A 26303-nucleotide genomic window follows, 5' to 3' on the forward strand; every position below is an offset into this window, starting at 1 on the left:
CATGGGACAGCAGACGAAAGTATTGATTGTAGATGATGAGATTCAGATTCGAAGATTAATTAAAGTTTCTTTAGAAGGTCACTCCTACAGCGTTGTAGAAGCAGCGAATGGGAAAAGCGGCATTGACCAGGTTTTAGCTCACAAACCTGACTTGATTTTGCTGGATTTAGGTCTGCCTGATATGGATGGCAAGGCGGTGATCAAGACAATTCGGGAATGGTCAACAACTCCAATCATCATTTTATCGGCACGTGACCAGGAAACGGAAAAAGTGGAAGCCCTTGATCTTGGGGCCAATGATTATTTAACGAAGCCCTTTGGCGTGGGCGAGCTTATGGCCAGAATTCGTGTTTCCTTGCGGGCGAACTCTGGCTCAGTGAATGAAGAGGTGCTTCACTGCGGCGATTTGAAGATCGATTTAGTGAAACATCAGGTTTTCGTAGCGGAAAACGAGATTAAGCTTACGCCAATTCAGTACGATTTATTGAAAGTCCTGGCGAAGAATGCTGGCAAGGTGTTGACGCATCGGCAGCTATTAAAAGCGGTGTGGGGCGTAGAAAGCGATGACATTCAGTATATTCGCGTCTATATTGGGCAATTGCGACAAAAGATTGAAACAGAGCCGTCTAGGCCGAAATATTTGATTACGGAATCGGGAATTGGCTATCGACTTATGTTTTCATAAGAGGTTCAGGATCTTTAGGATTTTTATGATTTCTTTATGTTTTCAATAGGAAGTTTTATCCCCTTTTTATATGGCGAGTGTTAGTCTTAAGACAAGAAGAGAAGTCGTAAACCAGTCACAAAATAGTCACTAGTTTATCCGACATAACCTTGTAGTTAACACTCGTTTGAGGAGGGGATATTTATGAAAGCAAATGGCAGCAGTTTCATTAGCGAAGCCGTCAAATATCGTGATTTAGGCTATGTATTGGAAGGAATCTATGAATATAAAGATGGCTCAGGTTTTATGGTTTTCGATAATCCTGATGATACGGAAGATCAAAAAACGATAGATTTGCCTACGGAAGCTGACGTGCAATCCATGTCTCAAGAGTTGGATGAGGAGATTCAGAAAATCAATCTTTGAATAATAAATTAGGCAGCGCCGCTCTAGATATTTTCTTAGAGCGGCGCTGTTTTTTGATGGGGATGCATTTTGCGGCGCCATGTATAGTTTTATGCTAGTGATAGGACTTAGCCGATTTTTCGCGAAATAACAGATTGTTGCAGTTCTTTTGGTAGAAAGACGCAAAATAAAACTTGATTGAGGGATACATATGATACGTTTTGAATGTGACTATACGGAAGGCGCCCACGAGCGTATTATGCAGCGTCTAATGACGACAAATCAGGAACAAACGCCGGGCTATGGCGTCGATGAACATTGTGAGAGAGCAAGAGGGTATATTCGTAAGGCTTGCCAGGCCGAAAGCGCTGATGTGCATTTTCTAGTTGGCGGAACACAGACCAATACGACTGTCATTGCATCAATTCTGCGGCCCCATCAAGGGGCGGTAGCAGCCGAGAATGGTCATATTGCCGTACATGAGACAGGGGCCATTGAAGCGACTGGACACAAGGTATTGACGCTGCCAAGTGATGATGGCAAGATTCAAGCGCAGCAAGTAAAAGAGCTTTATGAGGCGCATAAAAATGATGCTTCGTTCGAGCATATGGTGCAGCCTGGGCTTGTTTATATTTCCCACCCCACGGAAAATGGCACGACTTACACGAAGGCGGAGCTACGCGCTTTAAGTAAGGTTTGCCATGAATGCGGCCTACCGCTGTTTCTTGATGGCGCTAGGCTGGGGTATGGTTTAGCGGCTCCAGGCAGTGATTTGACTTTACCGGATATTGCTGCACTTTGTGATGTGTTTTATATTGGCGGTACGAAAGTCGGCGCTCTGTTTGGCGAGGCTGTTGTCATTACGAATGATGTACTCAAGCAGGATTTTCGCTATAGTATAAAACAGCGCGGCGGTATGCTCGCAAAAGGGCGACTGCTGGGAATTCAATTTGAAACGTTGTTTGAAGATGGCCTTTACTGCGAGATTTCCCATCATGCTGTCGCTATGGCCATGCTAATTCGGCAAGCCTGCGAGCGCCAGGGCTTTGCCTTTCGCTATGACTCGATGACGAATCAGCAGTTTCCCATTTTGCCTAATATGCTGTTAGCTAAACTAGCGGATAAATACTCCTATTCTTTTTGGGAAAAGATTGATGAGACTCATAGTGCCGTGCGCTTTTGTACCAGTTGGGCCACAAAACAGTCCGATGTGGACAGTTTAATTCAAGATTTAGGTTGATTTTTACTTTCTGTTTTGTTTTGGCCCGTTGGAATGGTTCCTTTTTCCATCGATGCTAGCCGGGATGGCGTCTGTTGCCTCTACCAGTCCGGCTTTTTCTTCGTTGTCAGGCCATACATCAAATGTTCTTGTTCCTGAGACATCTTGCGGTGTATCGGAACTGCCGAATTTTAATACAGCTTGGAGGGCGTCCTCGCCGTCAAAACCTACGTTTTCATCGGAGTCATGATCTAAAAAAGTACGACCGAAAGGCGGCATGAGCAATTCTTCTTCTAATGGTCGGGGTGTCGTATCAATGACATCGATTTCGTGTTGGCAGCGAATACAGCGTGCGGCAGTTGGCAGGGCCTCTAGTCGCTCTGGTTCAATTTTTTCTTGGCAGCGTTCGCAAATGCCATAAGTTCCTTGCTCTAATCTTGCCAGGGCTGCTTCAATTTCACGGAGTTCTAGCGCTTCATTGTCTCTTAAAGCTAAATCTTTGCTACGTTCGAATAGTTCATCGCCAATGTCGCCAGGATGGTTGTCATATAAGGAAAGCTCGCCAAGTGAATCTGCTAGTGTGTCGCCAAGGCCGGTTTCTTCCAGGCGGCTAGCAGTTTGTAGTAACGCTTCTTGGGATTTTAATAGTCTTTCTTTAATTAAAGCATGGTGATCCATAAAGTATCCTCCCTTTTTCAGTAGATTAAGGTCAAAGTGATCTTCTTTAGTTTTGAACTTTAGCTGACTTTTATGCTTGTATTTGGGCGTCTTAGAGTGTGATGAAAGTCATAGTTTGGCGTCGCCGTTTTTGCTATGATGAATCTAATTAAAACTTTTTTCAAAAAGAAGGGAGAACTTACTATGAAGATTGCAATTATTGTAAGAGAAGAAACGCTGCAGCGGTGTACTGGCAGCGGTTGTATGAAGGCCTTCTTTCAGCGGCAGGATTCTTTTGCCCGCTATAAAGGGATGGAAGAAGTAGAACTTGTCGCTTTTACCCATAACGGCGGCGATATGGAAAAGAAAATTGCTTCCTTAAAGAAAAAAGAGGTTGATGTAGTACATCTTTCTTCTTGTGTGAGAGGCAAAGATCCTAACTATGAAGCGTGGGCTAATAGGCTAGCACAAGATTTTACTGTTGTCGGGTATACTCACGGTCAGGAAGTTGGCGAAACAAAGACTGCTTTGATTTTGGAACGTGGTGAAGTAAGATAAAATAGAAGAAATTAGCAGCTTGGCAGAATTTCTTCATGAGTTTTTCATAATTGCCTGCTATGATAAGAAGAATAAGAGAATTACAAACCTACCAGGAAATGATGCGGGGCAATAAGGAGGAATGATGCAAGTTGGCTTCCTATTCGGTTTTACTTGTTGATGATGATATAAAGCTCGTGCAGCTTTTGCAAACCTATTTTGATCGAGAAGGTTTTACTGTTTATAAGGCGGCTAACGGCCTTGATGCTTTAAATGCCGCCAGAGAAAAAAAGCCTGATATTATGATTCTTGATTTGATGCTGCCAGGTCTTGATGGTTGGGAAGTCTGTCGGAAGATCCGGCGGGAAAGCGATTTACCGATTCTCATGTTGACAGCTAGGGATGAAGAAAGTGATCGGCTAGTTGGATTGGAGATTGGCGCCGATGATTATGTGACGAAGCCCTTTAGTCCGAAAGAAGTCGTAGCTAGGGCAAAGGCCATTTTACGACGTTCTTATAAAGAAGTATCGGGTCGAGAAGCGATTCGACTTGGTCAATTGACCGTGGATCTTGTGGGCTATCAAGTAAAGAAAGGTGATCAGCTTATTGAGGTAACGCCGACAGAGTTTAAATTGCTGGAGCTTTTCGCTGCCAATCCTGGTAAAGTTTTTAGCCGCTTACAAATTGTTGAACAAATCCAGGGTTATAGTTTTGAAGGGTATGAACGGACGATTGACGCTCATATTAAGAATCTTCGCCGCAAGCTGGAGGAAAATCCCCGCGAACCGCAGTGGATTTTGACGGTGTATGGAGTTGGCTACAAATTTGCCAGTGGCAGCTATGAATAAGCTACAGAGCATAACCTACCGCATCACAGGCTTAACTTTTTTCATCGTGGCTGTAACGGTCTTAGTTCTAATTTATCTAGCTAATTATCAGATGACGCAATTGTTTCAGGAGTATTTAGTCGGGCAGCAACTGCAGATGAATCATGGCGGACCGATGCTTCATAGTATGAATGGTCAGTCGGGACAAGCTATCTTAATGGGTCCCTTAGAGGATGTTTTTTTATCATCGGTTCATCAATCGCTTGTTTGGGTGGGGTTGATTATTCTGCTTGTCGCGTTGGCTGTCAGCTATTTATTAGCCCGCAGTATTACGATTCCCTTGCGGAAACTCAGTCAGGCGGCCCAACAGATTGAGCAAGGCCATTTAGGCGAAACGGTTCAAGTTACAGCAAATGACGAGGTGGGTCATTTGGCTGTGATCTTTAATCGCATGTCGGAAACCCTTGCGGCAAACAATCAGTTAAGACGGCAACTGCTCGCTAATATTGCCCACGAACTGCGGACGCCACTGGCAATTATCCAGGGGAATCTGGAGGCCATGGTTGACGGAGTTATTGCACCGAACAAGGAACAATTGAGCTCGCTGCATGAAGAGGCTGTTCGTTTAAATCGCTTGATACGGGATTTGCGCGATTTATCTTTAGCAGAAGTTCGCCAATTGGTTTTGGAGAAAGAATCTATTGATTTGAGTCAGCTACTTACTAGAACTGTTTCGATGCTGCGACCGTTAGCGGAAGAAAAACACCTAAGTATTAATCTGATTTTGGCGGAAAACTTACCGCAGGTTACAGTGGATGTAGACCGGATGTGTCAGGTCTTCTATAATATTTTAGGAAATGCCATTCGGTATTCACCGTCAGACGGAGAAATTGAGGTGGCGGCTTCGCTTCTGGCAGAGAAAACAGCTTCGTGGCTAAAGGTTACGGTAAAAGATCATGGACCAGGCATTTCGCCGGAAGATCTGCCTCATGTATTTGATCACTTTTACCGCGGTGATAAATCGCGAGATCGTAAAAGTGGCGGTTCCGGTATTGGGCTGGCAATTGTAAAGCAGCTTGTGGAAAATCACGGCGGACAAGTGCGAGTGGAAAGTGTAGCCGGTGAAGGTAGTCTATTTCAAGTTTTGCTTCCTTGCGAAAAATAAAACCGCATGTAATTAAGCGGTTTCTTGTTGGCAAGACCGCTACAGGAGTTTGCAAAATTTTAGGCGAATAGTAAATCTAGAAAGGAGTGATTTGATGCGTAATAAAGTATGGGGAACAGTTCTTTTGGCCGTAACTCTAGGCGTTTATGGAGTTTTTGGCGCTGGGGTAGCGGCGGCTTCCGGCGAAATCGCTAATTCGATGGTAGAAAGTTCTGTAATACCTTATCCAAGCGGCTTTGACACAACAAAGGAAGGTGCTTCTGCCTATCAGGGAATCGGGAATGTTAAAAATTCACCTTACTATACAAAGCTTGATTTCTACCATATGAAATCATCAGAAACTCTTACGATTTTAACAAATTATAAGACCTATCAGCAGACAACCGAAATTACTTGCGGTCCTGCGGCTGCGTTAACGGTGCTGTATCACTTTGACAATACCAGTTGGAATGAATTAGAGATTGCCAAAATTATGGGAACCAAGCCGGAAGTCGGCACAGATACGAAAGGCATGGTTACGTTTTTTAAGAAAATCGGCTGGGATGTAAAGTCAAGCCTGACAAGTGCTGGTAAGGATGGTACGACCTTTGCTTCACCAAAAGAATTTAAAGATTTTGTCGTGGAAAATTTAAAAGAAAATACGCCCGTGCTTGTAGAAAATATTGATTGGGGCGGTCATTGGCGCGCAATCATTGGCTATGACACTTTAGGAACCGACACGGTTGCTGATGATGTAGTCATATTGGCTGACTCATATGATACAGCCGATCATTGGCAGGATGGCTACGTTGTTATGCCAGCAGAAAAGTTCTTTTATATGTGGTTTGACGCTCATATGCTGCCCAAAGATCAGCAAAGACAGCAGTGGCTTGTAGCTAAACCTTCCCAATTATGATTTTAATCGGATCTAAATCATTATATAGCAGAGAGACATCAGTGGCTGGGGAAATCCTCCAGCCACTGATCAATGCAATGCTGTAATGCGGCGAAGGATTCTGGTGTTTTACTGAATAAGCCTTTTTGAACAAGATAGTGCTCTAGTTTTTCGATGATGCCGAAACTGCGGTCGGTAAGGAGCCAATCTGGCGTTTTGGCAGGAAAGTCTTGCTTGATAATGCTTTGATATTCTTTTAAGTCATTATTGTCCTGCGTGGAATGAAAAACAGTCAGTACTGGATAGTTTTGGGCGCGATAGGCAGGCAAAATATGAGTTTCGAAGACTTTTTTTCCAGCCGCGATGGTACGATAGGGACTTAGGTGGCTAATAGCTTGTTTGGTATACATATCAACAAAGGTATGAAAGTAGAGACGACCAAAGCTGCCAAGGCCGCGGCCGAATAGTCGTTTATACAGTAGTACTTCACCTGGTTTTTGGGGGCGTATATCTCGATCACGAAATTCCGGCCTTGTTCGCTCAATAAAGCGAAGCTGATTTTCTGTTAACTCTAGCCCGCCCTCTGTGGTCAGATGGATTAAGGTGGCGCAGACGGAGTCGCGGTCTTCTAAGGAACACTCTTGTTTCAGTTGTTTCAGCTTACTATGAGTTAAAGGGATACCCTGTTTTTCAAAATAATTTAGCAGGCGAAAGTCGTTCCAAAATGGGTTGGCGAGGTAAAGGGAAGTAAGACGCCTGTGCAAGGGTGTAATCACAGGTAAAGCGGTCTCGGCGTTTGTTTCGACCGCCGAAACTACTTGTTTAGGCAGTGCTAAGGCGTCTTCCATAAAGAGAAGGCCGAGTCCATTACCAGGGGCAGGGAGTAAGGCTAGTGCTGTAGCTGGATGCTTCATGAGAAATAGCCTCCTTTGGTGATGTGTTTTATATGGGCGGTATTAAAAAAAGTGCCGACAGAATGTTTCTGTCGGCACTTCATTGTGCAATTATTTCTTTTTTATTATAAAATGCTTTTTCTCATGATGCAATATTTTTCTAGAATAACTGAATATAACAAGATTAAAACCAACCTATTTCTTTTAGCGAAATTGTTTTAGTTAGTTTAAGTTAAAATTGATTTAAATGGATTACCAAAGAAAAACAGGGGATTATCGGTTGTCGTCGAATAAAATCGTGATTGCGATGCTCTCTACTCACTATTTCTAGAAGTAAGAATAGTAGATTGGATTAGGGATGACCAGGAGGAAACGTATTGAGCGTTTTAGATTTACCGCAGGTCCGGTGTACATTTAGTAGAACGTTGCCTAAGTATCAACTGCTTATTGTAGCTGGCGGGAGAAAGCCTGACAAGAATTGGTTGAAGCAAGTTGCGCCAAGGTTTTCGGTATGGGCTGTTGATAGCGGTGTTGATAGTTGTAGAAATAGCGGCGTCCAGCCAGAACGGTTGATTGGTGATGGCGATAGTGCGACAGAAGCAGGCTGGTGTTGGGCGACGAAGCTCGCTATACCAATCGAAGTTCATCCGCCGGAAAAAGATTTAACAGATTTGCAATTAGCCCTGCAGCGGGCGAAGCAGCTCAATAGTGGCTACGCAGTTTTGTTGACAGGCGGATGGGGCGGCCGCTTTGATCATGCCTTTAGCAATGTATATTCGTTGCAGGGGTTTAAAGAACAAGGGCTTTGCACGCTAGGAATCGCTGATGAGCAGGAAGTTTTGCTGCTGCTTGCTGGAGGAGAAACGGTATCTTTGGAGTTTGCTGAGAACCCATCCGTAATATCACTGCTGCCGTTAGCACCTATTTGCAAGGACGTTTCGATTGCTGGGGTTCATTGGCCGTTAACAGAGGTTCTCTTAAAAAATTCTCTGCCTTATGCGATTAGTAATCGCAGTCAAGCTAGGGACGACACGGAAAACCTAGTTGAGGTCAGTCTTGGCGAAGGCGCCTTAGGCGTCTATTTGAATTGGGAACGGAAAGAAGGAAAATATTAATATGCGAAAACCAATCATTACGGTCCGAATGATCGTTCATGTGGGGTTGATGGTGGCTCTGACTGTTATTTTACATGTGTTCCGTCTGTATCATATGCCCCAAGGCGGCAGCATTACGTTAGGTGGCATGTTGCCACTGCTGTTTCTTGCTTATGCCTACGGGCCGATAGGTGGTTACCTAGGCGGATTTGTTTACGGCCTGATTAATTTGCTACAAGATCCCTATATACTCCATCCCATACAGGTTCTCTTTGATTATCCCTTACCCTATATGGCGCTAGGATTAGCAGGATATTTTAAAACGAAACCTTTGCTGGGAGCGGTAGTTGGTTGCAGCGGACGGTTGTTTTGTCATTTTATTTCAGGTGCTGTTTTCTTTGCTAGCTACGCACCGCCAGACATGTCACCTTACTGGTATTCTTTTGTGTTTAATGCCACTTACCTTGTACCAGAGCTCCTTATTTGCTTGTTATTCTTAATCGTTTTGCCGACGAAACGGCTCATTCATCAAATGACAGTGGGAAAATAAAATTTTATGGGGAATTTTTGCTAGAATAGCAGGATAGAATATTTTTGTAGCGAAGTGAAAGCTATAGAAAATGATTATCGAGGGGGCTTTCTTATGCTTTTTCATTCATTTCAGCTAAAAAAAATGACTCTGGCAAACCGCATTGTGATGGCTCCTATGTGCCAATATTCAGCTTTGGCTGATGGTAAGGCGACAGATTGGCACTTTGTCCATTATACATCCCGGGCAGTTGGCGGAGCGGGATTGATTATCATAGAAGCGACGGGAGTGGAGCCAGGCGGTCGAATTTCTTCACAGGACTTAGGTCTATGGGATGATGAGCAAGTGACGAATTTGCGCCGGATTGTAACGGAAGTTCACAAATATAACAGTAAAATTGCTATTCAATTAAACCATGCGGGACGGAAAAGTCAAGTGGAGTCACTTCTGCCTGTAGCGCCGTCCGCAGTGCCCTTTGGGCCAGAAGATCGGATGCCACAGGCTTTGTCTAAAATGGAAATTCAGGTAATTACAATGAATTTTGCTCAAGCGGCGCGCCGGGCTGTGGCGGCGGGGTTTGATGCTATTGAAATTCACGGAGCTCACGGCTATCTTCTTAATCAGTTTCTTTCGCCATTAGCCAATCAACGAAACGATGAATATGGCGGATCGCCGGAAAATCGAGCTCGGTTTTTAGGCGAAGTCATTGAGGCTGTCCGTCGGGTGATTCCAGCTGAAATGCCGCTCATTGTGCGTGTATCAGCTCACGATTATGATACTGCAGGAAATACTCCAGAAGATATTGCTGTTATGCTGAATTTGGTGAAAGAAAAGGGAATTGATCTTATTGATGTGAGCTCTGGTGCTGTGACGCCCCTTGCGCCTAAAGCCTATCCTGGCTATCAAATCGGCTTTGCTATGACAATCAAAGAACTTACGGGACTTCCTGTTATTGGCGGTGGTCTTATTACCGAGGCGGTTCAAGCCGAACAGATCATTAAAGGGGGGATTGATCTGCTGTTTTTGGGACGGGAATTGCTTCGAAATCCCTACTGGCCGCTTGCTACCGCCCATGAACTGAGAGAAGACATTATTTGGCCAAAGCCTTATGAACGGAGTCGTTACCGCTAAGTGAGCATAAGAAGAAGCACTGCTAGAATAAATTTTAGCAGTGCTTCTTTTACTGAGATTATAACCATTTATATTACTGAACCTGGTACATATTGTGGCTATTCATATACTGAAATAAGCCTTCGCCATGTTCTTGTTCTTCTTTTTGAATATGATTTAAAGTCTGACGAATTTGGGGATTAGTAAACTCAAAGATTGCTGTATTGTAAGCGCCGGAAACATATTTTTCAGTCATAAGCATATCAGAGCAAAGCGTTGCATCTTCTTTAGAGGCAGTAGTTGCGGTAGAAGTATTTTGTGATGTTGTGCTTGCCTTGGACGAAGTCGTCGAAGCTTGACTGTTTGATGTTCCAGACTGACTGGATGAAGTAGCTTGGCCGGATGATGCGGACGAGCTTTGATTCTGGGCGGAGTTACTTGCTGATGTTTGATTCATAGCGGGAGTCTGACCTTGTAAGAGGGAGTTAATAGTCTGTAAATGGGTTTGTTCTTTTTGAGCGAAAGACTGAAATAACTGCTGAAGCTGCGGGTCGGTTGCCTGATTGGCGTAAGCTTGATATTTTTTGATACAGACTTCTTCATGCGATTTTTGATCTTGCAGCAACTGTTTTTCTTTTTGACTCAATGGCATAGAATGGCCTCCTTTGATTTTTTCTTATTATTCCCGCCGGAAAGGAGATCATGCAGATTGTACCCTCTTTAGTGCAATGCTATAATGATAAACAAAACAAGCTTTTCAGGAGGTTTCTATGTCAATTGATCGGGTAAAAAATTATTTTAAACAATTTGGCATGACGGAACGCGTATTAGAGCTGGCTGAATCAAGTGCGACAGTCGAATTAGCAGCGCAGGCCTTGCATTGTGAGCCAGAGCGGATTGCCAAAACCCTGTCGTTTCGATCCGGCGAGAGTGTATTGCTTGTAGTTGCCGCTGGTGATGCTAAAATTGATAATCGTAAATATAAAGAATTCTTTGGAGAAAAAGCGAAAATGCTAGGTTTTGACGAAGTGGAACCATTAGTTGGTCACGCCGTCGGCGGTGTCTGCCCCTTTGGTATAAATACAGGCATTCCAGTATATATGGATGTATCTTTGAAGCGCTTTACCACTGTATTTCCTGCTTGTGGCAGTGCCAATAGCGCCATTGAGCTAACAATTCCTGAACTAGAAAACTATGCAAAGTGCCAGGAATGGGTTGATGTGTGTAAAGGCTGGCAAGAATAGAAAAGTCAGGGAAGGAAAAAGATTATGCTAAATATAGGTTGTCATTTGTCAGCCGCTAAGGGATATTTTCATATGGGAAAAGAAGCTGTCGCCCTAGGCGGCAATACTTTTCAATTTTTTACCCGCAATCCCCGGGGCGGCAAGGCAAAAGAGATTAATGAAGCGGATGTTACCAAATTTCTAACTTTGGCTAAGAAGCAAGAATTTACGACCTTGTTGGCTCATGCGCCGTATACGCTCAATGCTTGTTCGGCCGATGAAAAAGTAAGGGATTTTGCCTTTCGGACCATGACGGATGATTTAAACCGCATGGAGTATACGCCCCATAATTATTATAATTTTCATCCCGGCAGTCATGTAGGACAAGGCATAGAAGCAGGTATTTCGCTGATTGCTGCGTTATTAAATAGGACAATGACAGAGACTATGACTACGACAGTGTTACTTGAAACGATGGCGGGAAAAGGCTCTGAAGTTGGCAGTACTTTTCAGGAATTACAAGCGATTATTGAATTGACGAAGCTATCTGGAAAACTAGGTGTTTGCCTTGATACCTGCCATGTCTATGATGCTGGTTATGATATTGTGAATAATCTTGATGGTGTACTCAGCGAATTCGATGCGGTGATTGGACTAGAAAAATTGAAAGCAATTCACCTAAATGACAGTAAAAATCCTTTTGCCAGTCATAAAGATCGCCATGAAAAAATCGGTGAAGGAGCATTAGGTCTGCCTGCCATTCAACGTATTATTAATCATCCTAAACTGAAGCATTTGCCATTTTTCCTGGAAACGCCTAATGATAATGAAGGGTATGCCGCTGAAATCGCTTTGTTGCGTTCGCTGTACGAGGTATAACGATGACGGAAAATTTACGGGAAAAACTTTTGTGCTTGGCGGAGAAGGACTACCAGAACTTTTCAGCTTCTTTGCTGCCTAACCTTGCAGCAGAAACGATTCTGGGAGTACGGTTGCCTAAGCTCCGACAGTTAGCCAAAGAAATTGCTCGCGGCGATTGGCGCTCCTTTTTGGCGCAAGCGCCGAGTGATTACTTTGAAGAAGTAATGGTACAGGGAATGGTGATCGGTTATGCTCCCATGGAGTTGCCGGAAAGATTTGCTTATGTGACTGCTTTTGTACCGAAAATTCATAGCTGGTCTGTCTGTGATAGTTTCTGCGGCGGATTAAAATTTACTCACGACCATAAAGCGGCTGTCTGGACTTTTCTACAGCCTTACTTTTTTTCACAGCAAGAATATGAGGTGCGTTTTGCTGTCGTTATGATCTTAGAGTTTTATATTGAAGAAGCCTATTTGCCGCAGATTTTTTCGCTATTTGATCAAATCAGCCATGAGGGCTATTATGTAAAAATGGCGGTAGCTTGGGCGTTATCACTTTGTTATATTCATTTACCTGATGCAACAAATGAATATCTTCAAGCCAATCAGTTAGATGATTTTACCTATAATAAAGCACTGCAGAAAATTACTGAATCTTATCGTATTTCCCCGGAAACGAAAGCTGCGATTCGCGCCATGAAGCGACCTAGCGCTAAGTCCAAAAAACAACGCTGAGGACTAGCGCTAAAGGCGGAATTTGCGCTACGCTGCAGCATGAATCAATGAACTTGTTTAATAGTGAGAGGATTACTTTCTATGAATAACGTACGAAAAGTTGCTATTTTTCTGTTCTTGATTGGTCTTGATAAAGGCCGCAAAATTATGGATTTGATGGATAGCGGTGAATTGAAACAAGTCCTTAGGGAAATGAAAACTGTCCAAGCAGTTTCTGAGACTGAGGGCGAATTTGTAAGAAATTTGTTTTTGGAATTAGGCTATGAAGCAAAAACCTCGCCTGTGGATACGATGTTTTTTATTCGGCAGGTTCTTCATGAGGACCATTAGTAACAACTAAACTATAAACAGTTTTAACAACCTAGGAAAAAGCGTAAAAGGGACTTGCAACTTTCGTTGCAGGTCCCTTTTACATAGCAAAGTTTAAGTCGGCGGTGGAAATTTTACGGCAATCATCGTTCCTTTACGACTTGTCGTGATTTCTAGTTTAGCGTGATGGCGGTCGGCAATTCGATAGCAGACAGATAAACCAAGGCCTGTTCCATTGTCCTTGGTGGTCACAAAGGGGGTTCCTAACTTTTCCATAATGTCTGGGGGAATACCAAGGCCGAAATCGCGAACAGATAAGCGGATACCGTCTGTTTCGGCCGTTGTTTTTATTAGAATAGGAGCGCCTGGCGGTGAGGCTTCTAAGGCATTGCGGACAAGATTTAGGAGAACTTGGCGAATGGCCTTTTTATCAAGTAAAAGCGCCGGAAGCGATTCTAGTTCCAACTGAATCGTATGTTCTGAAAGATTGGCTTCGGCTTGCAGCAACGGCAGGATTGCTTCGATATTTTCATTTAGATTGGTTATTTCAAGAGTAATTGCCTTGTTTTTAGCGAGCGATAAAAATTCGGTAATGATGGCATTGGCTCGATCTAATTCTTCGATCATTGTTGCAAATTGTTCTTTATGCTGGGGATAGGTATTTCGACTTGAAAAGTATTGTAAATAGCCCTTAATCGTCGTTAGCGGATTACGCAGTTCATGACCAATGCTTGCCGCCATCTCGCCGATGATATTTAGCCGATCTAAACGGATTAATTCTTTTTGTAACTGCTTTTCTTCCGTTAAGTCTCTGGCTACAACTAAGACTGTTTCTGTTTTGTAATCGCTGCCGCCTTCAGGAATGATTGATACAGCATAGTGGCTTTGCCCTTTCGATAAATTGAGTGAAGTTTCATACTGGATGGTTTGGTTTGTCTTAAAGACAGTTTGAGCATGCTGCTGAAAGGCTGTAAATGTATCAGTAGGAATGCCTAAAACAGACCAAGCGTTTTCCGTAAGCTCAATCAGTGTCTTACCGGTTTCTTGTTCAAATAAAGGATTCACATATAAAAAGTCTAGGTTTTTATTTAATCGAATAATTAGAAAGGGGAGATTTTCCACTAAAGCTTGATAGTTAGTTTTTTGTTGTAATAGATCTTGATTGACTTTCAGCAAGTCTTGGGAATGATTTCGATCACGATCGCGTATCAGATAAATTTTTTCGATTAAATACGAGTTGGCAATAGAAATTAGTGGGAAAGCAGCTTGAATCACATAGTCAATGATCCTGAAACTCGGAATAGCTCGGATATCAATAATAAAAATATAAGCAGCGATTAAAGAACAAAGCGTGGCGGCTACCCCCGCGCGAAATCCACCGAAAAGAGCGGCTAAAAAAGCGGCAGGATAAAAAGTTACGTAAGGCAGAGTGGCGCCTAATTGCGCTAAGAATGTTTTTCGAATCAGCAGAGAAAGGCCGACAACAAGCAAAATGAAGGGGATTTGCGTCCAATTGCGGTGCGGCCAAGACGGTAGGATCATAGGAAGATCGCTCATTTCTAGAAATATCAAATTATTTAATGATACAGATTTCGATTTAGTTTGAGGTATTTCCTTGTTTATGGCAAAACAAAGTCGGCAATAATTTATACAAAAAATTCAAACGAGTCAGCAGGAATTTCTTAAAAAAAATATAATTATCAAAATATATAATTAATTAAGTGAATTAACTTGCAGGGAGAAAGCTAACCAAGAAGGAGGTTTCCTTTATGAAAAGCGAGGAAGTAGAGGAGTTTCATGGCCCCATTGGTTATTTAGCAAGGACTGCTGAATTCGTTATGGTTGTTCTTACTATAACAATGGTTGCCCTAGTGTCCTATCAAGTGTTTCAACGTTATGTTTTAAAGTATACGCCGCCTTGGTCGGAAGAATTAGCTGTGTATCTAATGATTTGGTTTGGCATGATAGGAATTGCCGTCGGCGTCCGTCGCAATTCTCACATGGCTCTGCATTATTTTGCCGATTTATTTCCGCAGGTGTTGCAGCACCCTTTAGCTATCTTAAAATACATATTGATTTTAACGTATACAGGCATTTTATTTAATGAAGGACTTTCCATGGTGGAACTCACTTTGCAGCAAACCTCGCCAGCGCTTCATATTCCTGTTGCTTACGTTTACGCGGCATTACCTGTGAGCTTTGCTTTAATTCTGATCTTTTCTCTGGAAAGACTCGTGCGATTGTTGCGGCAAGGCGGGGGGGAGTAAAGTGGATTTAGGAGTTGTAGTACTACTTGGATCATTTATTCTGTTAATGGTGCTTCGCATACCGATTGCTTTTAGTTTAGGAATTTCTTCGCTGATAACTTGTTTTTATTCCGATATTCCGCTTACACCGCTGGCGCAAAGAATGGTAGCCTCACTGGATTCGTTTCCGCTCATGACAATCCCCTTTTTTATCTTGGCGGGTCATATTATGTCACAAGGCGGGATTGCTCGACGCATTGTAGATTTTGCCAATGTTCTTGTAGGGCGCATGCGCGGCGGTTTAGCTATGGTTAATATTGTAGCAAGCATGTTTTTCGGCGGAACTACTGGATCTTCTGTAGCGGATGTAGCTTCTGTCGGCCCTGTATTAATTCCGATGATGGAACGAAAAGGCTATGGGAAGGATTTTGCTGTATCTGTTACCGTCTGTTCTTCGACGACAGGTATTATTTTGCCGCCAAGCCATAATGCGATCATTTTTGCCGTAGCGGCTGGCGGAACGGTATCAATTGGCGCCATGTTTTTGGCGGGTTATATTCCAGGATTGCTTATTGCGTTAGGTTTGATGGCGGTCAGCTATTTTCTTGCTGTAAAGCGCAATTATGCCAAAGAACCAGCGCGTAGTTTAAAAGAAACGTGGCTGGCTTTAAAAGACGGTTTTCTTAGTTTGACTGTAGCGATTATTATTGTTGGCGGCATTGTTTCAGGAATATTTACCGCGACAGAATCTGGGGCCATTGCTTGTGTCTATGCGCTATTGCTTACGGTATTTTATTACAAAGAATTGAAATGGTCAGCTCTGCCAGAGATTTTGGAAAAGGTCGCTGTTACTTGTGGTATGGTATTTTTTCTGGTGGCTACTTCATCGGCCTTTGGCTGGATTATGGCTTATGAACATATTCCGCAAACGATTGCTAGCGGGATTGCTTCGGTTACGCGTGACCCTGCTTATGTTATTTTAATTATTAATCTCTTTGTATTGATTATTGGCTTTTTTATGGATATGGCGGCATCTATCTTGATTCTAACGCCTATTTTCCTGCCCATAGCTATAAGTATTGGTATGGACCCAGTTCATTTTGGCATTATGCTGTTGTTAAACTTATCAATTGGTTTAGTTCACCCGCCAGTCGGTACAGCTCTTTTTGTGGGGTGTGCTATTGCGAAATGTACATTGGAAAGCACAGTTAAGGCTATTTTATTATTTATTCCGGTTTTAATTATTGTTTTGCTGCTCGTAACCTATGTTCCGGCCGTGACTATGACTTTGCCGAAACTGTTTATGCCTTGAGGCGAGCTGGCGAAGCAGTCCAACTTAATTCAATATAAAGGAGGGAATAGACGTCACTGATGGTTTGGGGCTACTTACAAAAGGAGGGTGCATGATGAAACACTTAAAATGGATGACAGCAGGGATCCTGGGAGTTTTTGCAGCGACGGCATTGCTTGTTGGCTGTGGCTCCTCTTCACAAGCGCCAGTACAAAAGAAAGAGATTGTTTTCAAAGCAGCTGACAATCAGCCCGATGATTATCCTACCGTACTCGGTTTGAAAAAAATGGCCCAGCTTCTGGACGAAAGAACGCAGGGGCGAATTAAAATGCAAGTTTATTCCGGTGGTCAATTAGGGGGCGAAAAAGAAACGATTGAAATGACCCAAATGGGGACCATCGCCATCAGTCGTGTTAATTCAGCGCCGCTAGCTAGTTTTTCACCGAATATGGGCGTTCTTTCCATGCCCTTTTTATTCCGTGATGCAACACATTTCTGGAAGGTATTAGATGGCGATATTGGCAAGAACATGTTGAAGGAAATGGAAAAGAGCAATCTTATCGGCTTGGCTTACTATGATTCTGGAGCGCGGAGTTTTTATACCAAGAATAAACCAATCAATTCACCAGCTGATGCGCAAGGTCAAAAGATTCGCGTTCAACAAAGTAAGATTTTTGTGGATATGGTCAATGCTTTAGGCGCTTCAGCAACTGCTATGGGCTATGGTGAAGTTTATAGTGGGTTACAAACAGGCATTATTGACGGTGCAGAAAATAATCCGCCGAGCCTTTGGTCAGCAAAACATTATGAAGTCTGTAAGTACTTTTCACTTGATGAACATGCTATGGTTCCAGAAGTTGTCATTATGAGTAAAAAGGTATGGGATACACTTTTACCAGAAGATCAGAAAATTGTGATGCAGGCAGCCATTGATTCGGGTGTTTTCCAAAAGCAAGTATGGGCTGATTACACGACAAAATCGATTAATGAGTTGAAAAATAAAGGCGTTATCATATCAACCCCCGATAAAGCGCCTTTCCGCAAAGCAGTAGAACCAATGTATAATAATTATCCTGAATATAAAGACGTGATTGCTCAAATTCAGGCGGTACAGTAAATGGAACTCCAGGAAGCGGCTTATAAGGCATGTATTGCCGACAAGGATGTTGCTTTATTTACGTTAACGAATCAGCTGGGATTTGAAGCGCAAATTACAAATTATGGCGGTCGTCTGGTTTCATTAACAACACCAGATCGCCGGGGAAAGCTTGCTGATATTGTTCTCGGCTATGATTCATTAGACGATGTCTTTGCCGGACAGCCTTCTATGGGGGCGACAATTGGCCGCTTTGCAAATCGGATTGGTGCAGGTATGTTTTCCTTGCGAGGGAAAAGCTATCAGCTGTCACTAAACGACGGAAAAAATCATTTGCATGGCGGGGTGGCCGGATCACGTTTTGTTGTTTTCACGGCAAACCAACTAGCGGCAAATTGCTTGAGTCTAACTTATTCCTTTAAAGATGGCGAAGAAGGCTATCCCGGAACTTGTGATTTTAAAGTCCAGTATCGCTTGACCGATCAAGGGGAACTGCGCCTTGACTATGAGGCCGTCACCGATCAGCCTACGATTGTTAATTTTACGAATCATACTTTTTGGAATCTAGCTGGCGAAGGGAACCCTTCTATTTTAGGGCATCAACTTCTTATTAATGGTGATTTTTTTACACCGGTAGGCAAAGATTTGATACCCACCGGCGAAATTCGTTCTGTTGCTGATACGCCCTTTGATTTTAGGGAGCTTAGGACCATTGGCGAACGAATTGACTGGCAAGACGAACAGTTAGCCTATGGCAAGGGGTATGATTTAAATTGGGTGCTGAATAAACCAGAGCCAGACGCCTTGACGTTGGCAGCGACGGTCTATGAGCCAAAGTGTGGCAGGTTGATGAAAATTTTCACAACTGAACCGGGCTTGCAATTTTATTCTGGCAATTATTTAACGGGAACAGCGCCGCGTGACACGGGGAAAGGCGGCAAGGCTTATCTTTGTCGTAGTGCGCTGGCCCTAGAGACACAGCATTTTCCCGACTCACCTAATAAGGGACATTTCCCCAGTACCATTCTTTTGCCAGAACAAAAGTTTACCTCTACGACGGTATATCAATTTAGCTCTGATTAGAAAATACGTGATAAAAAGATCCTCCTGATGATAAATTTCGTCAGGAGGATCTTTTTAATATTTTCAGATTTTTTTTGTAATGCGGCAGGGACTTTATACCTAAATGTCGAAAAATGTTAAAATAGAATAAAATTTGAAAAGGACGGATTTTTTATTCAATTGAGAGGGGATGATTCGCATGAAAGGCTTGTTTAAACCTATTTTGTATATCTTAGATAAGAGCGCTTTTTCACGCAAATTTTTGCTTGTAGGACTTATTTTTCTGATTCCCCTGCTATTGGCGTTATATATGATCGTAAATCAGGTTCATGAACAAATTAATTTTTTAGCCAAGGAGCGCGTGGGAGTCGCTTATAGTCAATCCATTCGCGAACTGATTGATGATATACAGCAACATCGCGGCATGACTAATGCGTATTTAAGTGGTGACAAGTCTTTTGGTAATAAATTAATAGAAAAGCGCGAAAAGATTTCTGGAGATTTTCAAAAGATTACGCAGCTTCAAGTGAAAATGCCGCTTTCAGCCCAAGCCGAAAAACAGCTGAATGCTAGTCTGAGTGAATGGGGTGAACTACAGAGCGGGGCGGGACGGTTTACCGCTTCTGATAGTTTTCGCCGCCACACCTTATTAATTGGGCAACTTCTGCTTCTCAACCGTTCCATTGGTGTTGAATCGAATTTAGCCATAGATCCTAAGCTGGACACAAACTATTTGATTAGTAATTTGAATGAGGTATTGCTTCCTACGATTGAGTTGATGGGACAAGCGCGCGGTAAAGGAGCCGGGATTTTTGCCAAAAAGGCGATAACAGAGCAAGATCGACTTGATATCATGCTGCTTGCTAAAGAATTAGAAAGAAATTCACAAACTTTTGGGTTCGGTTTCCAGGTCGTTTATCAGCAAAGCCTGGTTTTTTCACAAAGCCTATCTGCTGGGAGTGAAGCTGTTTCCGGGCAAATGAATAGTCTTTTAACCATTTTAGATAAGGATATTTTGCGAGCTTCAGCTATTTCGCAAGATTCTCAGACTTACTTTAAAATAACGACAGATATGATTCAAGGCGCCTACGTTTTTTATGATCAAGGGATGAAGCTGTTAGATGAAACTTTGCAGCAGCGGTTGTCACGGCAGGAAAATATAGAAAGAGTGATTGTAGTTTTCCTGATCATTCTATTAGGCCTGCTGTTCTATGTTTTTTATGCGCTCCATTTATCTATTTCAGAAAATGTAAAAAAACTGAAAATTGCTACGGAAGCAGTGGCAAAAGGCGATTTGTGCGCTTCGATTACAATTGCTTCTCATGATGAAATGGCGGCTATTGGCGCTGATTTTAATAAGATGACAAATTCTTTATGTAGCTTAGTCAGTTTGCTACATTCTAACATTGACGATCTGGCTACTTCCTCGGAGGAAATGACGTCTAGTTCCGATCAGTCAGCTCAGGCCGCTGAACATATTGCCCAGAATATTATTAGGGTAGCCGATGGCGCGAAAGCACAGCTTGAGTGTATTAAGGCGAGTGAACAAATGGTCCAACAAATTACTCATAGCATGGAGGAAATTTCAAATCATATTTCATCGGTTGTGTCGACAGCAGAAAAAACGGTTGATACAGCGCAGATTGGCGGCAACGTTATTCAAAAGACCATAGAAAAAATGGATCATATCTTTCAGACGGTTAATCAATCGTCTGAGCTTGTTGAAGCTTTAAACAGCCGTTCTGAACAGATTGAAACGATTATTCATACCATTGCTGAAATTGCTAGCCAAACGAATCTGTTGGCTTTAAATGCTTCAATTGAAGCAGCAAGGGCTGGGGAGCATGGTCGCGGGTTTGCTGTTGTAGCCAGCGAAGTGGGGAAACTAGCTGATCAGTCGCAGGCGGCGGCGAAACAGATTGGAATGCTTATTGAGCAAATACAGGAAAATACTCGCTCCGTCGTGACGTTTATGCGTAATGGTACCGAAGAGGTATCGAACGGCGTAACGATTGTGCAAGAGGCTGGGAGTGCTTTTCAAGATATTGTAGCAAAGGTTGAGCAGGTCTATCATAAAATTGGCGATATATCGCGTCCCATGGAGCGAGTCGTGCAGGATAGCCGGATGATTGTAGATGCCGTCTATCAATCCGATGCCTTAGGTCAGGATATCGCTGAAAAGACAGAGAGTATCTCCGCTGCCGCCCAGGAACAGTCGGCATCTATGGAGCAAATTGCTGTAGCAAGCCAAACTTTGGCTAAATTAGCTGAGACGACACGGGAGACGGTAAGTAAATTTACAGTCTAATTCAAAAGAATTTCAAAGAAGTACCCCTTATAGTGTAGTTAAGGGAACGGACAGAATGTGTTTCGTTCTCCCACTAGCTTATACTATACAGGAGGCTTTACCGTGAAAAAAATATTAAGCGCAACGATTCTTTCTTTAGCCTTGGCAAGTACTGCTTTTGCGGCAGTACCAGATTCCAATTTAGCAAGTGGCCGGATATCGCTCGGATATTCCTATGAAAATCTGCAGACCGATATGAACGGGTTAGGAAATTTAGGCGCTTTTAAGGGCAATGCGTATCAAGCTGCTTACGGTTTAACTGATAAGGTTAGTTTGACCGGGGAATATCTCCGCTCGAATAGCCGCGACTTTAATGTTTACTCTAACGGCGCTTATAGCAGTTCTCTTACTGGACTTCATTTCAGTTCTACGGCACTAGGCGTACAGTATCAATTGACAAAGCAGCTTGCTTTGGCTGCAGGCAGCTTTAAATCAGAGATCGCCTCTAATTATGGCTCGGCAGCAACAAATGAAGTGTTTGGCGGTATTGCCTACGAACAACCGATTACAGCACAGTTAACTGGCTATGCATCTTATAAAAAATCCGAGAATATTGGTGATTTAAAGGCTGGTATTGTTTATGCTATGGACAGTCAGACGTCGCTAGAGGCAGGCTATCATGATTATCAGAATAAAGTAGCTGGCCATGTTAACACCAAGGGAATCAGTTTTGGCGTTAACCATAAATTTTAAAGCGATTTTTACAAAACGAAGGGCTGTTGCTTTCATGCAACAGCCCTTCGAATTTCTTGCATAGCGAATTGTTTATAGCTTTAAGGCTTTTTTTAGTTTTGGTGCTAAGAGTAAAGCAGCTAAAATGCCAACGCCAGAGGTAATTAAGGAACTTGGCGCATTGCCAAAGGCGATAGTGAGACTGCCTGTAACTTGCCACCAAGCTAGAATATAGCCGCCTAGGGTCCAGATTGCGGCGATAATACAACCCAGAAAAGCACGCAACAGACTTTGTTGTTGGTTATGAAACTGGTTGTGCGACGATTCCGGCCAAACTCCTCGGGCAATCCAGCCAGCTAAAAAACCAGCACCGCCTTTAATAATAAACGACCAGATTGTATATGGTGAGAAACCAAGCAACAGATCAAAAAAAGCGGAGCCGATTGCTCCAGCAAAACCAGAATAAACGCCGCCAAATAAAATGGCGATTGTGAATAGGCAGGCTGAGCCGAGATGAACCATACCGCCTGTCGGCAAAGGAATTTTGATCGTCGTGGCAATGACGCATAAAGCCGATAAAATACCAATAAAAATAAGATCTCTTGTAGTCATACTGCGTGATACTTTCATAGCGGGGAAGCCTCCTGAATGAAAAAAGTTAATCTAAGAGTATTCATTGGTATTTATTGTACTCTCTTTCCCACGTGATTGCCAGACTCTCTTTGTAAAAAATATTGCTTTTGTATAAATCGTATTTGTTTATGGATCGACATGGATACTGTTGTTTAATGAGGCAATACTATTGGCTAAAGTGATTAATTGTGCTAGATTCATGGCTGGATTTCTTGCCAATTCTTCAATCAGTTCTTCGAAAACGAACATGGTAAATAAGACCACGCCGTTACCGGCAGCAAGTGTTCCTTTAGCGGACGTTGATGCAATTTCGTGGGCTTTTTTTTCTAGGGCTTCGACGGGAATGGATGGCTGGCAGGTGGACAGGCAAGTAGACATAGATGCTGGCCTCCTTTATGTTTTGTAGAAAGTCGCTGATTCTTGTTTTACTATATGCAGCTCACTCAAAGGAACAGACATAAAAAACGCTGGAAGAAAAAATTCCAGGCGTTTTAAAGTCGTTTATATTTGGTTTTATTCATCAGCGGGGGTACATTCCATTTTGCAAACTATATTAGGGTTTTTTTTAGCTTTACGGAACTCATAGCGTCGTTTGCCTTCCTCAAAAGCGGCTTTTTCTTCTGGTGTATCGAGAATTAATTCCGCAACTTGGCTAGGACGGCCTTTTTTATCAATGGCCACCATCGTGAAGAAGGCCGAGAGAGCTTTTTGCCGACCTTCATGCTCTAAGTCTTCTACTTCTACGTTCACTGCGACTTCCATAGAAGAGCGGCCCGCATAGACAACTTGGGCGGTACATATTACTAAATCGCCGATAAAAATAGGAAGATGAAATTCTAGTTCATCAACTCGGGCGGTAACGACATTGGTTCGGGCGAAACGCCTAGCGGCGGCATAGGCTGTGGAGTCCATTAATTTAATAATTTCACCGCCATGAATATTACCAGCTACATTGGCTTGGCTTGGCATCATAACTTCGCTAATGACTAATTTAGAGTCGGCGGAAGATTTTTTCACAAGGTTCCATCTCCTAGAAGTAGATTTATATAAGAAAAAATAAACTATTAAATAATTATTCTCTTATTAGGGTGGTTTTCCTGCATCCTTTTGTAAAGATTTCTTTAAAAAAGAAAACCTGCAAACCAGTTGGATTGCAGGTTTTTTGCTTAGCGAGAACCGAGATGCTTAACGCGGTCTTCTACTTCGGCTCGTTTCGCATTATTGAAACGGTCAAGTGTTCCGACAAGGTATCCGGTAATGCGGCGAATTCGTTCAAATGATACGCCGTTTTCATGGCGATGGCATTTAGGGCACTCATCATTAATAATACCATTATAGCCGCAGACGGGATCACGGTCTACCGGATGATTGATGGAGCCATAGCCAACGCCGCTTTCTTTCATGCAGCGGATTACTGATTCAAAAGCTTCCAAATTTTTCGTCGGATCGCCATCTAATTCTACATAAGTAATATGGCCGCCATTTGTAAGATTGTGGTACGGTGCTTCTAACTGGATCTTTTCATAGGCGCTGATGGGATAATAGACAGGAACATGAAATCCATTTGTATAATAGGGACGATCGGTTACGCCAGGAATAGAGCCAAACTTTTTCTGGTCGATATCAACAAAACGTCCAGAAAGTCCTTCCGCTGGGGTTGCGATCAGCGAGAAATTAAGCTTGTATTTTTGAGCAGCTTCGTCCATTTTCTGACGCATGTGGCCAATAATGTCGAGACCAAGTTGCTGAGCTTGCTTAGATTCGCCGTGATGCTTTCCGATTAGGGCTTTTAAACATTCTGCTAAACCGATGAAGCCAAGCGACAGAGTGCCGTGGCGGAGAATATCGCGAAGCGTGTCATCAGGCGCTAACTTCTCAGAGTCGATCCAGACGCCGTCACCCATCAGGAAGGGGAAGTTACGGACTTTTTTACGGCACTGGATTTCAAAGCGATCAAGGAGCTGCGTAGTACACATATGAATCAGTTCATCAAGACGAGCGTAAAAATCCTGAATATTTCCTTGGCTTAAAATACCAAGACGCGGCAGATTAATCGAAGTGAAGCTTAAATTGCCGCGACCGAATACGATTTCACGGCTGGGGTCATAAACGTTGCCAATCGTACGAGTACGGCAGCCCATATAGGCAATTTCTGTTTCGGGATGCCCTTCTTTATAGTACTGGAAGTTAAAGGGAGCATCAATGAAGGAAAAGTTAGGAAAGAGGCGTTTCGCGCTGACGCGACAGGCGAGCTTAAATAAATCGTAATTGGGGTCGCCAGGATTATAGTTAACGCCTTCTTTAATTTTGAAGATTTGAATCGGGAAGATCGGTGTTTCGCCATAGCCAAGACCAGCTTCCGTCGCCAGCATGATATTTTTCATAACCATGCGGCCTTCTGGGGAGGTATCTGTTCCATAATTGATCGAACTAAAAGGAACTTGAGCGCCAGCGCGGCTATGCATGGTGTTTAAATTGTGAATCAGCGCCTCCATGGCTTGATAGGTGCTGCGATCTGTTTCCTGAATCGCTTTTTTCATAGCAAACTCTTGGGCTTGGCTGAGCTTGTCACGATCAATGATATTTTGCAATAGCCGAGCTTCTTCGGCTAAATAATTATTTTGATTTGCCAGTTCCGGACGGAGCTGGAGATTTATCCACAAGTCTTTATGAGTTTGCGTGATCGCTTCGGCGTCAGATATAGTAAGATCGGCCGAGATCTCTAGCGCTTTTAAGAGATTTTCTAAGTATTTTCTGGCGAAAGTTTTGCGAATTCCGTCAGCTAAACCATAGTCAAAGTTAGGAATGCTTTGTCCGCCATGCTGGTCGTTTTGATTCGACTGAATGGCAATACAGGCAAGGGCTGAATAGCTAGCAATATCATTTGGTTCGCGTAAGTAACCATGGCCAGTGGAAAAACCGCCTTTGAATAGTCTTTGAATGTCGATTTGACAGCAAGTTGTTGTTAACGTATAAAAGTCAAAATCATGAATGTGAATATCGCCGCTGCGGTGGGCCTTGGAATGTTCCGGCTTTAAAATATACATTTCATTGTAAATTTTTGTTCCTTCGGAGCCATATTTGAGCATAGCGCCCATGGCCGTATCGCCGTCGATATTGGCATTGTCGCGCTTTAGATTGCTTTCTTTCGAATCAGTATGGGTAATTTCTTCATAGGTTTTCATTAAGCGCGTATTCATTTCACGGGCGCGGGTCCGTTCGGCCCGATATAAAATATAAGCTTTGGCTACTTTCGATAGATCTGCGTCAATTAATACTTGTTCGACTACGTCTTGAATTTCTTCGACTAAGGGAGGCGTTTTTTTGGTTGCTGATTGCTGTTCCACCTGTTCTGTTACTTTGATGGCTAAAGCCAGCGCTTCCTTCGAATCAGCGGCATTGACTGCTTGCATCGCTTTTACAATAGCATTTGTAATTTTTTCTAAGTTAAAAGGGACTTCTCGTCCGTCGCGTTTTACAATACTTGTTATCATCATTCATGTGGCTGCGGTTTTACCCAGCCCTTTCCCCCCTGCTTGTATAAAAATTTGCTAGAATTATGATAATACTATATCTTGTGTTTGTCAATGTGTGGAAAGCTATATATGGTGATGCTGTATTGCGCTAAAGTCGCGATAAGCGGGATTTTTGCTCATGAAAAGAGTTGCTTCTTGTCAGTTGAAAAAGTTTGTGGTACGATCAAATAGGTTTTTAGCGAAGCATAAGGCAAAGTTTTGGTGATATCCGGTAGGAATCATACAATGCTTTTACAGGCTTTATATTATTGCGAAAACACAAGACCGCTTAGATCGTTGCAGACTGAGACGGGAGGTGAATGAGATTGTATCTTCTATG

28 protein-coding genes are annotated in these 26303 nt (G+C 42.9%); 20 read left to right on the forward strand and 8 right to left on the reverse strand.

Annotation, left to right across the window (positions count from 1 at the left end):
* Position 1 precedes the first annotated feature (1 nt).
* The 3 genes from AC0MXB_RS00765 to AC0MXB_RS00775 all read left to right on the forward strand — a co-directional run bounded on the left by AC0MXB_RS00765 (position 2) and on the right by AC0MXB_RS00775 (position 2309).
* Positions 2-685 (forward strand): response regulator, encoded by a 684-nt coding sequence (locus AC0MXB_RS00765; RefSeq protein WP_474037518.1) that lies wholly within the window; start codon positions 2-4, stop codon positions 683-685.
* A 183-nt stretch (positions 686-868) separates the two neighbouring features.
* Positions 869-1090 carry a hypothetical protein gene (locus AC0MXB_RS00770; protein WP_474037519.1) on the forward strand — a complete coding sequence of 74 codons (222 nt, stop codon included), beginning with the start codon at positions 869-871 and terminating at the stop codon, positions 1088-1090.
* Between the two features lie 190 nt (positions 1091-1280).
* Positions 1281-2309 (forward strand): threonine aldolase family protein, encoded by a 1029-nt coding sequence (locus AC0MXB_RS00775; protein WP_474037521.1) that lies wholly within the window; start codon positions 1281-1283, stop codon positions 2307-2309.
* 3 nt (positions 2310-2312) lie between these two features.
* Here the strand turns inward: AC0MXB_RS00775 and AC0MXB_RS00780 are convergent, their stop codons facing one another.
* Entirely contained in the window at positions 2313-2966 is a 654-nt protein-coding gene (locus AC0MXB_RS00780) for a TraR/DksA C4-type zinc finger protein (RefSeq protein ID WP_474037522.1), read from the reverse strand.
* Positions 2967-3149: 183 nt separating this feature from the next.
* Here AC0MXB_RS00780 and AC0MXB_RS00785 point away from each other — a divergent pair, with 183 nt between their 5' ends.
* From AC0MXB_RS00785 to AC0MXB_RS00800, 4 genes are all read left to right on the forward strand, one after another.
* Positions 3150-3503 carry a CGGC domain-containing protein gene (locus tag AC0MXB_RS00785; protein WP_474037523.1) on the forward strand — a complete coding sequence of 118 codons (354 nt, stop codon included), beginning with the start codon at positions 3150-3152 and terminating at the stop codon, positions 3501-3503.
* Between the two features lie 131 nt (positions 3504-3634).
* Positions 3635-4330, forward strand: coding sequence for a response regulator transcription factor (locus tag AC0MXB_RS00790; RefSeq protein WP_474037524.1), 696 nt, complete (start codon positions 3635-3637; stop codon positions 4328-4330).
* Positions 4290-5474 (forward strand): sensor histidine kinase, encoded by a 1185-nt coding sequence (locus AC0MXB_RS00795; RefSeq protein WP_474037525.1) that lies wholly within the window; start codon positions 4290-4292, stop codon positions 5472-5474. Before AC0MXB_RS00790 ends, AC0MXB_RS00795 begins: the two co-directional genes overlap by 41 nt.
* 94 nt (positions 5475-5568) lie before the next feature.
* Entirely contained in the window at positions 5569-6369 is an 801-nt protein-coding gene (locus AC0MXB_RS00800) for a C39 family peptidase (RefSeq protein WP_474037527.1), read from the forward strand.
* A gap of 38 nt (positions 6370-6407) precedes the next feature.
* On the opposite strand, the gene AC0MXB_RS00805 is transcribed toward AC0MXB_RS00800, so the two are convergent.
* Positions 6408-7262: a hypothetical protein gene (locus AC0MXB_RS00805; RefSeq protein ID WP_474037528.1), complete on the reverse strand. Its 855-nt coding sequence runs from the start codon at positions 7260-7262 to the stop codon at positions 6408-6410.
* 356 nt (positions 7263-7618) lie between these two features.
* On the opposite strand from AC0MXB_RS00805, the gene AC0MXB_RS00810 reads away from it, so the two are divergent.
* The 3 genes from AC0MXB_RS00810 to namA all read left to right on the forward strand — a co-directional run bounded on the left by AC0MXB_RS00810 (position 7619) and on the right by namA (position 9995).
* Positions 7619-8356 carry a thiamine diphosphokinase gene (locus AC0MXB_RS00810; protein WP_474037530.1) on the forward strand — a complete coding sequence of 246 codons (738 nt, stop codon included), beginning with the start codon at positions 7619-7621 and terminating at the stop codon, positions 8354-8356.
* A gap of 1 nt (position 8357) precedes the next feature.
* Positions 8358-8885 (forward strand): energy-coupled thiamine transporter ThiT, encoded by a 528-nt coding sequence (gene thiT / locus AC0MXB_RS00815; protein WP_474037532.1) that lies wholly within the window; start codon positions 8358-8360, stop codon positions 8883-8885.
* A 93-nt stretch (positions 8886-8978) separates the two neighbouring features.
* Entirely contained in the window at positions 8979-9995 is a 1017-nt protein-coding gene (gene namA / locus AC0MXB_RS00820; RefSeq protein ID WP_474037534.1) for an NADPH dehydrogenase NamA, read from the forward strand.
* A gap of 73 nt (positions 9996-10068) precedes the next feature.
* Here namA and AC0MXB_RS00825 read toward each other — a convergent pair whose 3' ends face one another.
* On the reverse strand, positions 10069-10626 hold the full coding sequence (locus tag AC0MXB_RS00825) for a spore coat protein (protein ID WP_474037536.1): 558 nt from the start codon (positions 10624-10626) through the stop codon (positions 10069-10071).
* Positions 10627-10744: 118 nt separating this feature from the next.
* On the opposite strand from AC0MXB_RS00825, the gene AC0MXB_RS00830 reads away from it, so the two are divergent.
* From AC0MXB_RS00830 to AC0MXB_RS00845, 4 genes are all read left to right on the forward strand, one after another.
* Complete coding sequence (locus tag AC0MXB_RS00830; RefSeq protein ID WP_474037537.1) at positions 10745-11218, forward strand: YbaK/EbsC family protein; 474 nt, start codon at positions 10745-10747, stop codon at positions 11216-11218.
* A gap of 24 nt (positions 11219-11242) precedes the next feature.
* Positions 11243-12076, forward strand: a complete 834-nt coding sequence (locus AC0MXB_RS00835; protein WP_474037538.1) for a deoxyribonuclease IV — start codon at positions 11243-11245, stop codon at positions 12074-12076.
* A gap of 2 nt (positions 12077-12078) precedes the next feature.
* On the forward strand, positions 12079-12792 hold the full coding sequence (locus AC0MXB_RS00840; protein WP_474037539.1) for a DNA alkylation repair protein: 714 nt from the start codon (positions 12079-12081) through the stop codon (positions 12790-12792).
* Between the two features lie 81 nt (positions 12793-12873).
* On the forward strand, positions 12874-13122 hold the full coding sequence (locus tag AC0MXB_RS00845; protein ID WP_474037541.1) for a hypothetical protein: 249 nt from the start codon (positions 12874-12876) through the stop codon (positions 13120-13122).
* A gap of 93 nt (positions 13123-13215) precedes the next feature.
* Here AC0MXB_RS00845 and AC0MXB_RS00850 read toward each other — a convergent pair whose 3' ends face one another.
* Positions 13216-14643 carry an ATP-binding protein gene (locus AC0MXB_RS00850; RefSeq protein ID WP_474037542.1) on the reverse strand — a complete coding sequence of 476 codons (1428 nt, stop codon included), beginning with the start codon at positions 14641-14643 and terminating at the stop codon, positions 13216-13218.
* A gap of 227 nt (positions 14644-14870) precedes the next feature.
* On the opposite strand from AC0MXB_RS00850, the gene AC0MXB_RS00855 reads away from it, so the two are divergent.
* From AC0MXB_RS00855 to AC0MXB_RS00880, 6 genes are all read left to right on the forward strand, one after another.
* Positions 14871-15368 carry a TRAP transporter small permease gene (locus tag AC0MXB_RS00855; protein ID WP_474037544.1) on the forward strand — a complete coding sequence of 166 codons (498 nt, stop codon included), beginning with the start codon at positions 14871-14873 and terminating at the stop codon, positions 15366-15368.
* Position 15369: 1 nt separating this feature from the next.
* Positions 15370-16659: a TRAP transporter large permease gene (locus AC0MXB_RS00860; RefSeq protein ID WP_474037546.1), complete on the forward strand. Its 1290-nt coding sequence runs from the start codon at positions 15370-15372 to the stop codon at positions 16657-16659.
* Between the two features lie 91 nt (positions 16660-16750).
* Positions 16751-17755, forward strand: coding sequence for a TRAP transporter substrate-binding protein (locus AC0MXB_RS00865; protein ID WP_474037548.1), 1005 nt, complete (start codon positions 16751-16753; stop codon positions 17753-17755).
* Positions 17756-18817, forward strand: coding sequence for an aldose epimerase family protein (locus AC0MXB_RS00870; RefSeq protein WP_474037550.1), 1062 nt, complete (start codon positions 17756-17758; stop codon positions 18815-18817).
* 178 nt (positions 18818-18995) lie between these two features.
* Positions 18996-21104: a methyl-accepting chemotaxis protein gene (locus AC0MXB_RS00875; protein WP_474037552.1), complete on the forward strand. Its 2109-nt coding sequence runs from the start codon at positions 18996-18998 to the stop codon at positions 21102-21104.
* A gap of 102 nt (positions 21105-21206) precedes the next feature.
* Complete coding sequence (locus AC0MXB_RS00880) at positions 21207-21836, forward strand: hypothetical protein (RefSeq protein ID WP_474037554.1); 630 nt, start codon at positions 21207-21209, stop codon at positions 21834-21836.
* 72 nt (positions 21837-21908) lie between these two features.
* On the opposite strand, the gene AC0MXB_RS00885 is transcribed toward AC0MXB_RS00880, so the two are convergent.
* From AC0MXB_RS00885 to AC0MXB_RS00900, 4 genes are all read right to left on the reverse strand, one after another.
* The gene (locus AC0MXB_RS00885) at positions 21909-22445 is read right to left on the reverse strand and encodes an ECF transporter S component (protein WP_474037556.1); all 537 of its coding nucleotides are present in this window, start codon (positions 22443-22445) and stop codon (positions 21909-21911) included.
* 129 nt (positions 22446-22574) lie between these two features.
* On the reverse strand, positions 22575-22826 hold the full coding sequence (locus tag AC0MXB_RS00890; protein WP_474037558.1) for a hypothetical protein: 252 nt from the start codon (positions 22824-22826) through the stop codon (positions 22575-22577).
* Positions 22827-22961: 135 nt separating this feature from the next.
* Entirely contained in the window at positions 22962-23420 is a 459-nt protein-coding gene (locus AC0MXB_RS00895; RefSeq protein ID WP_474038720.1) for an acyl-CoA thioesterase, read from the reverse strand.
* Positions 23421-23614: 194 nt separating this feature from the next.
* Positions 23615-25942, reverse strand: a complete 2328-nt coding sequence (locus AC0MXB_RS00900; RefSeq protein WP_474038721.1) for an anaerobic ribonucleoside triphosphate reductase — start codon at positions 25940-25942, stop codon at positions 23615-23617.
* Positions 25943-26303: the final 361 nt, after the last annotated feature.

This window comes from Pelorhabdus sp. sgz311001 (assembly GCF_055901755.1).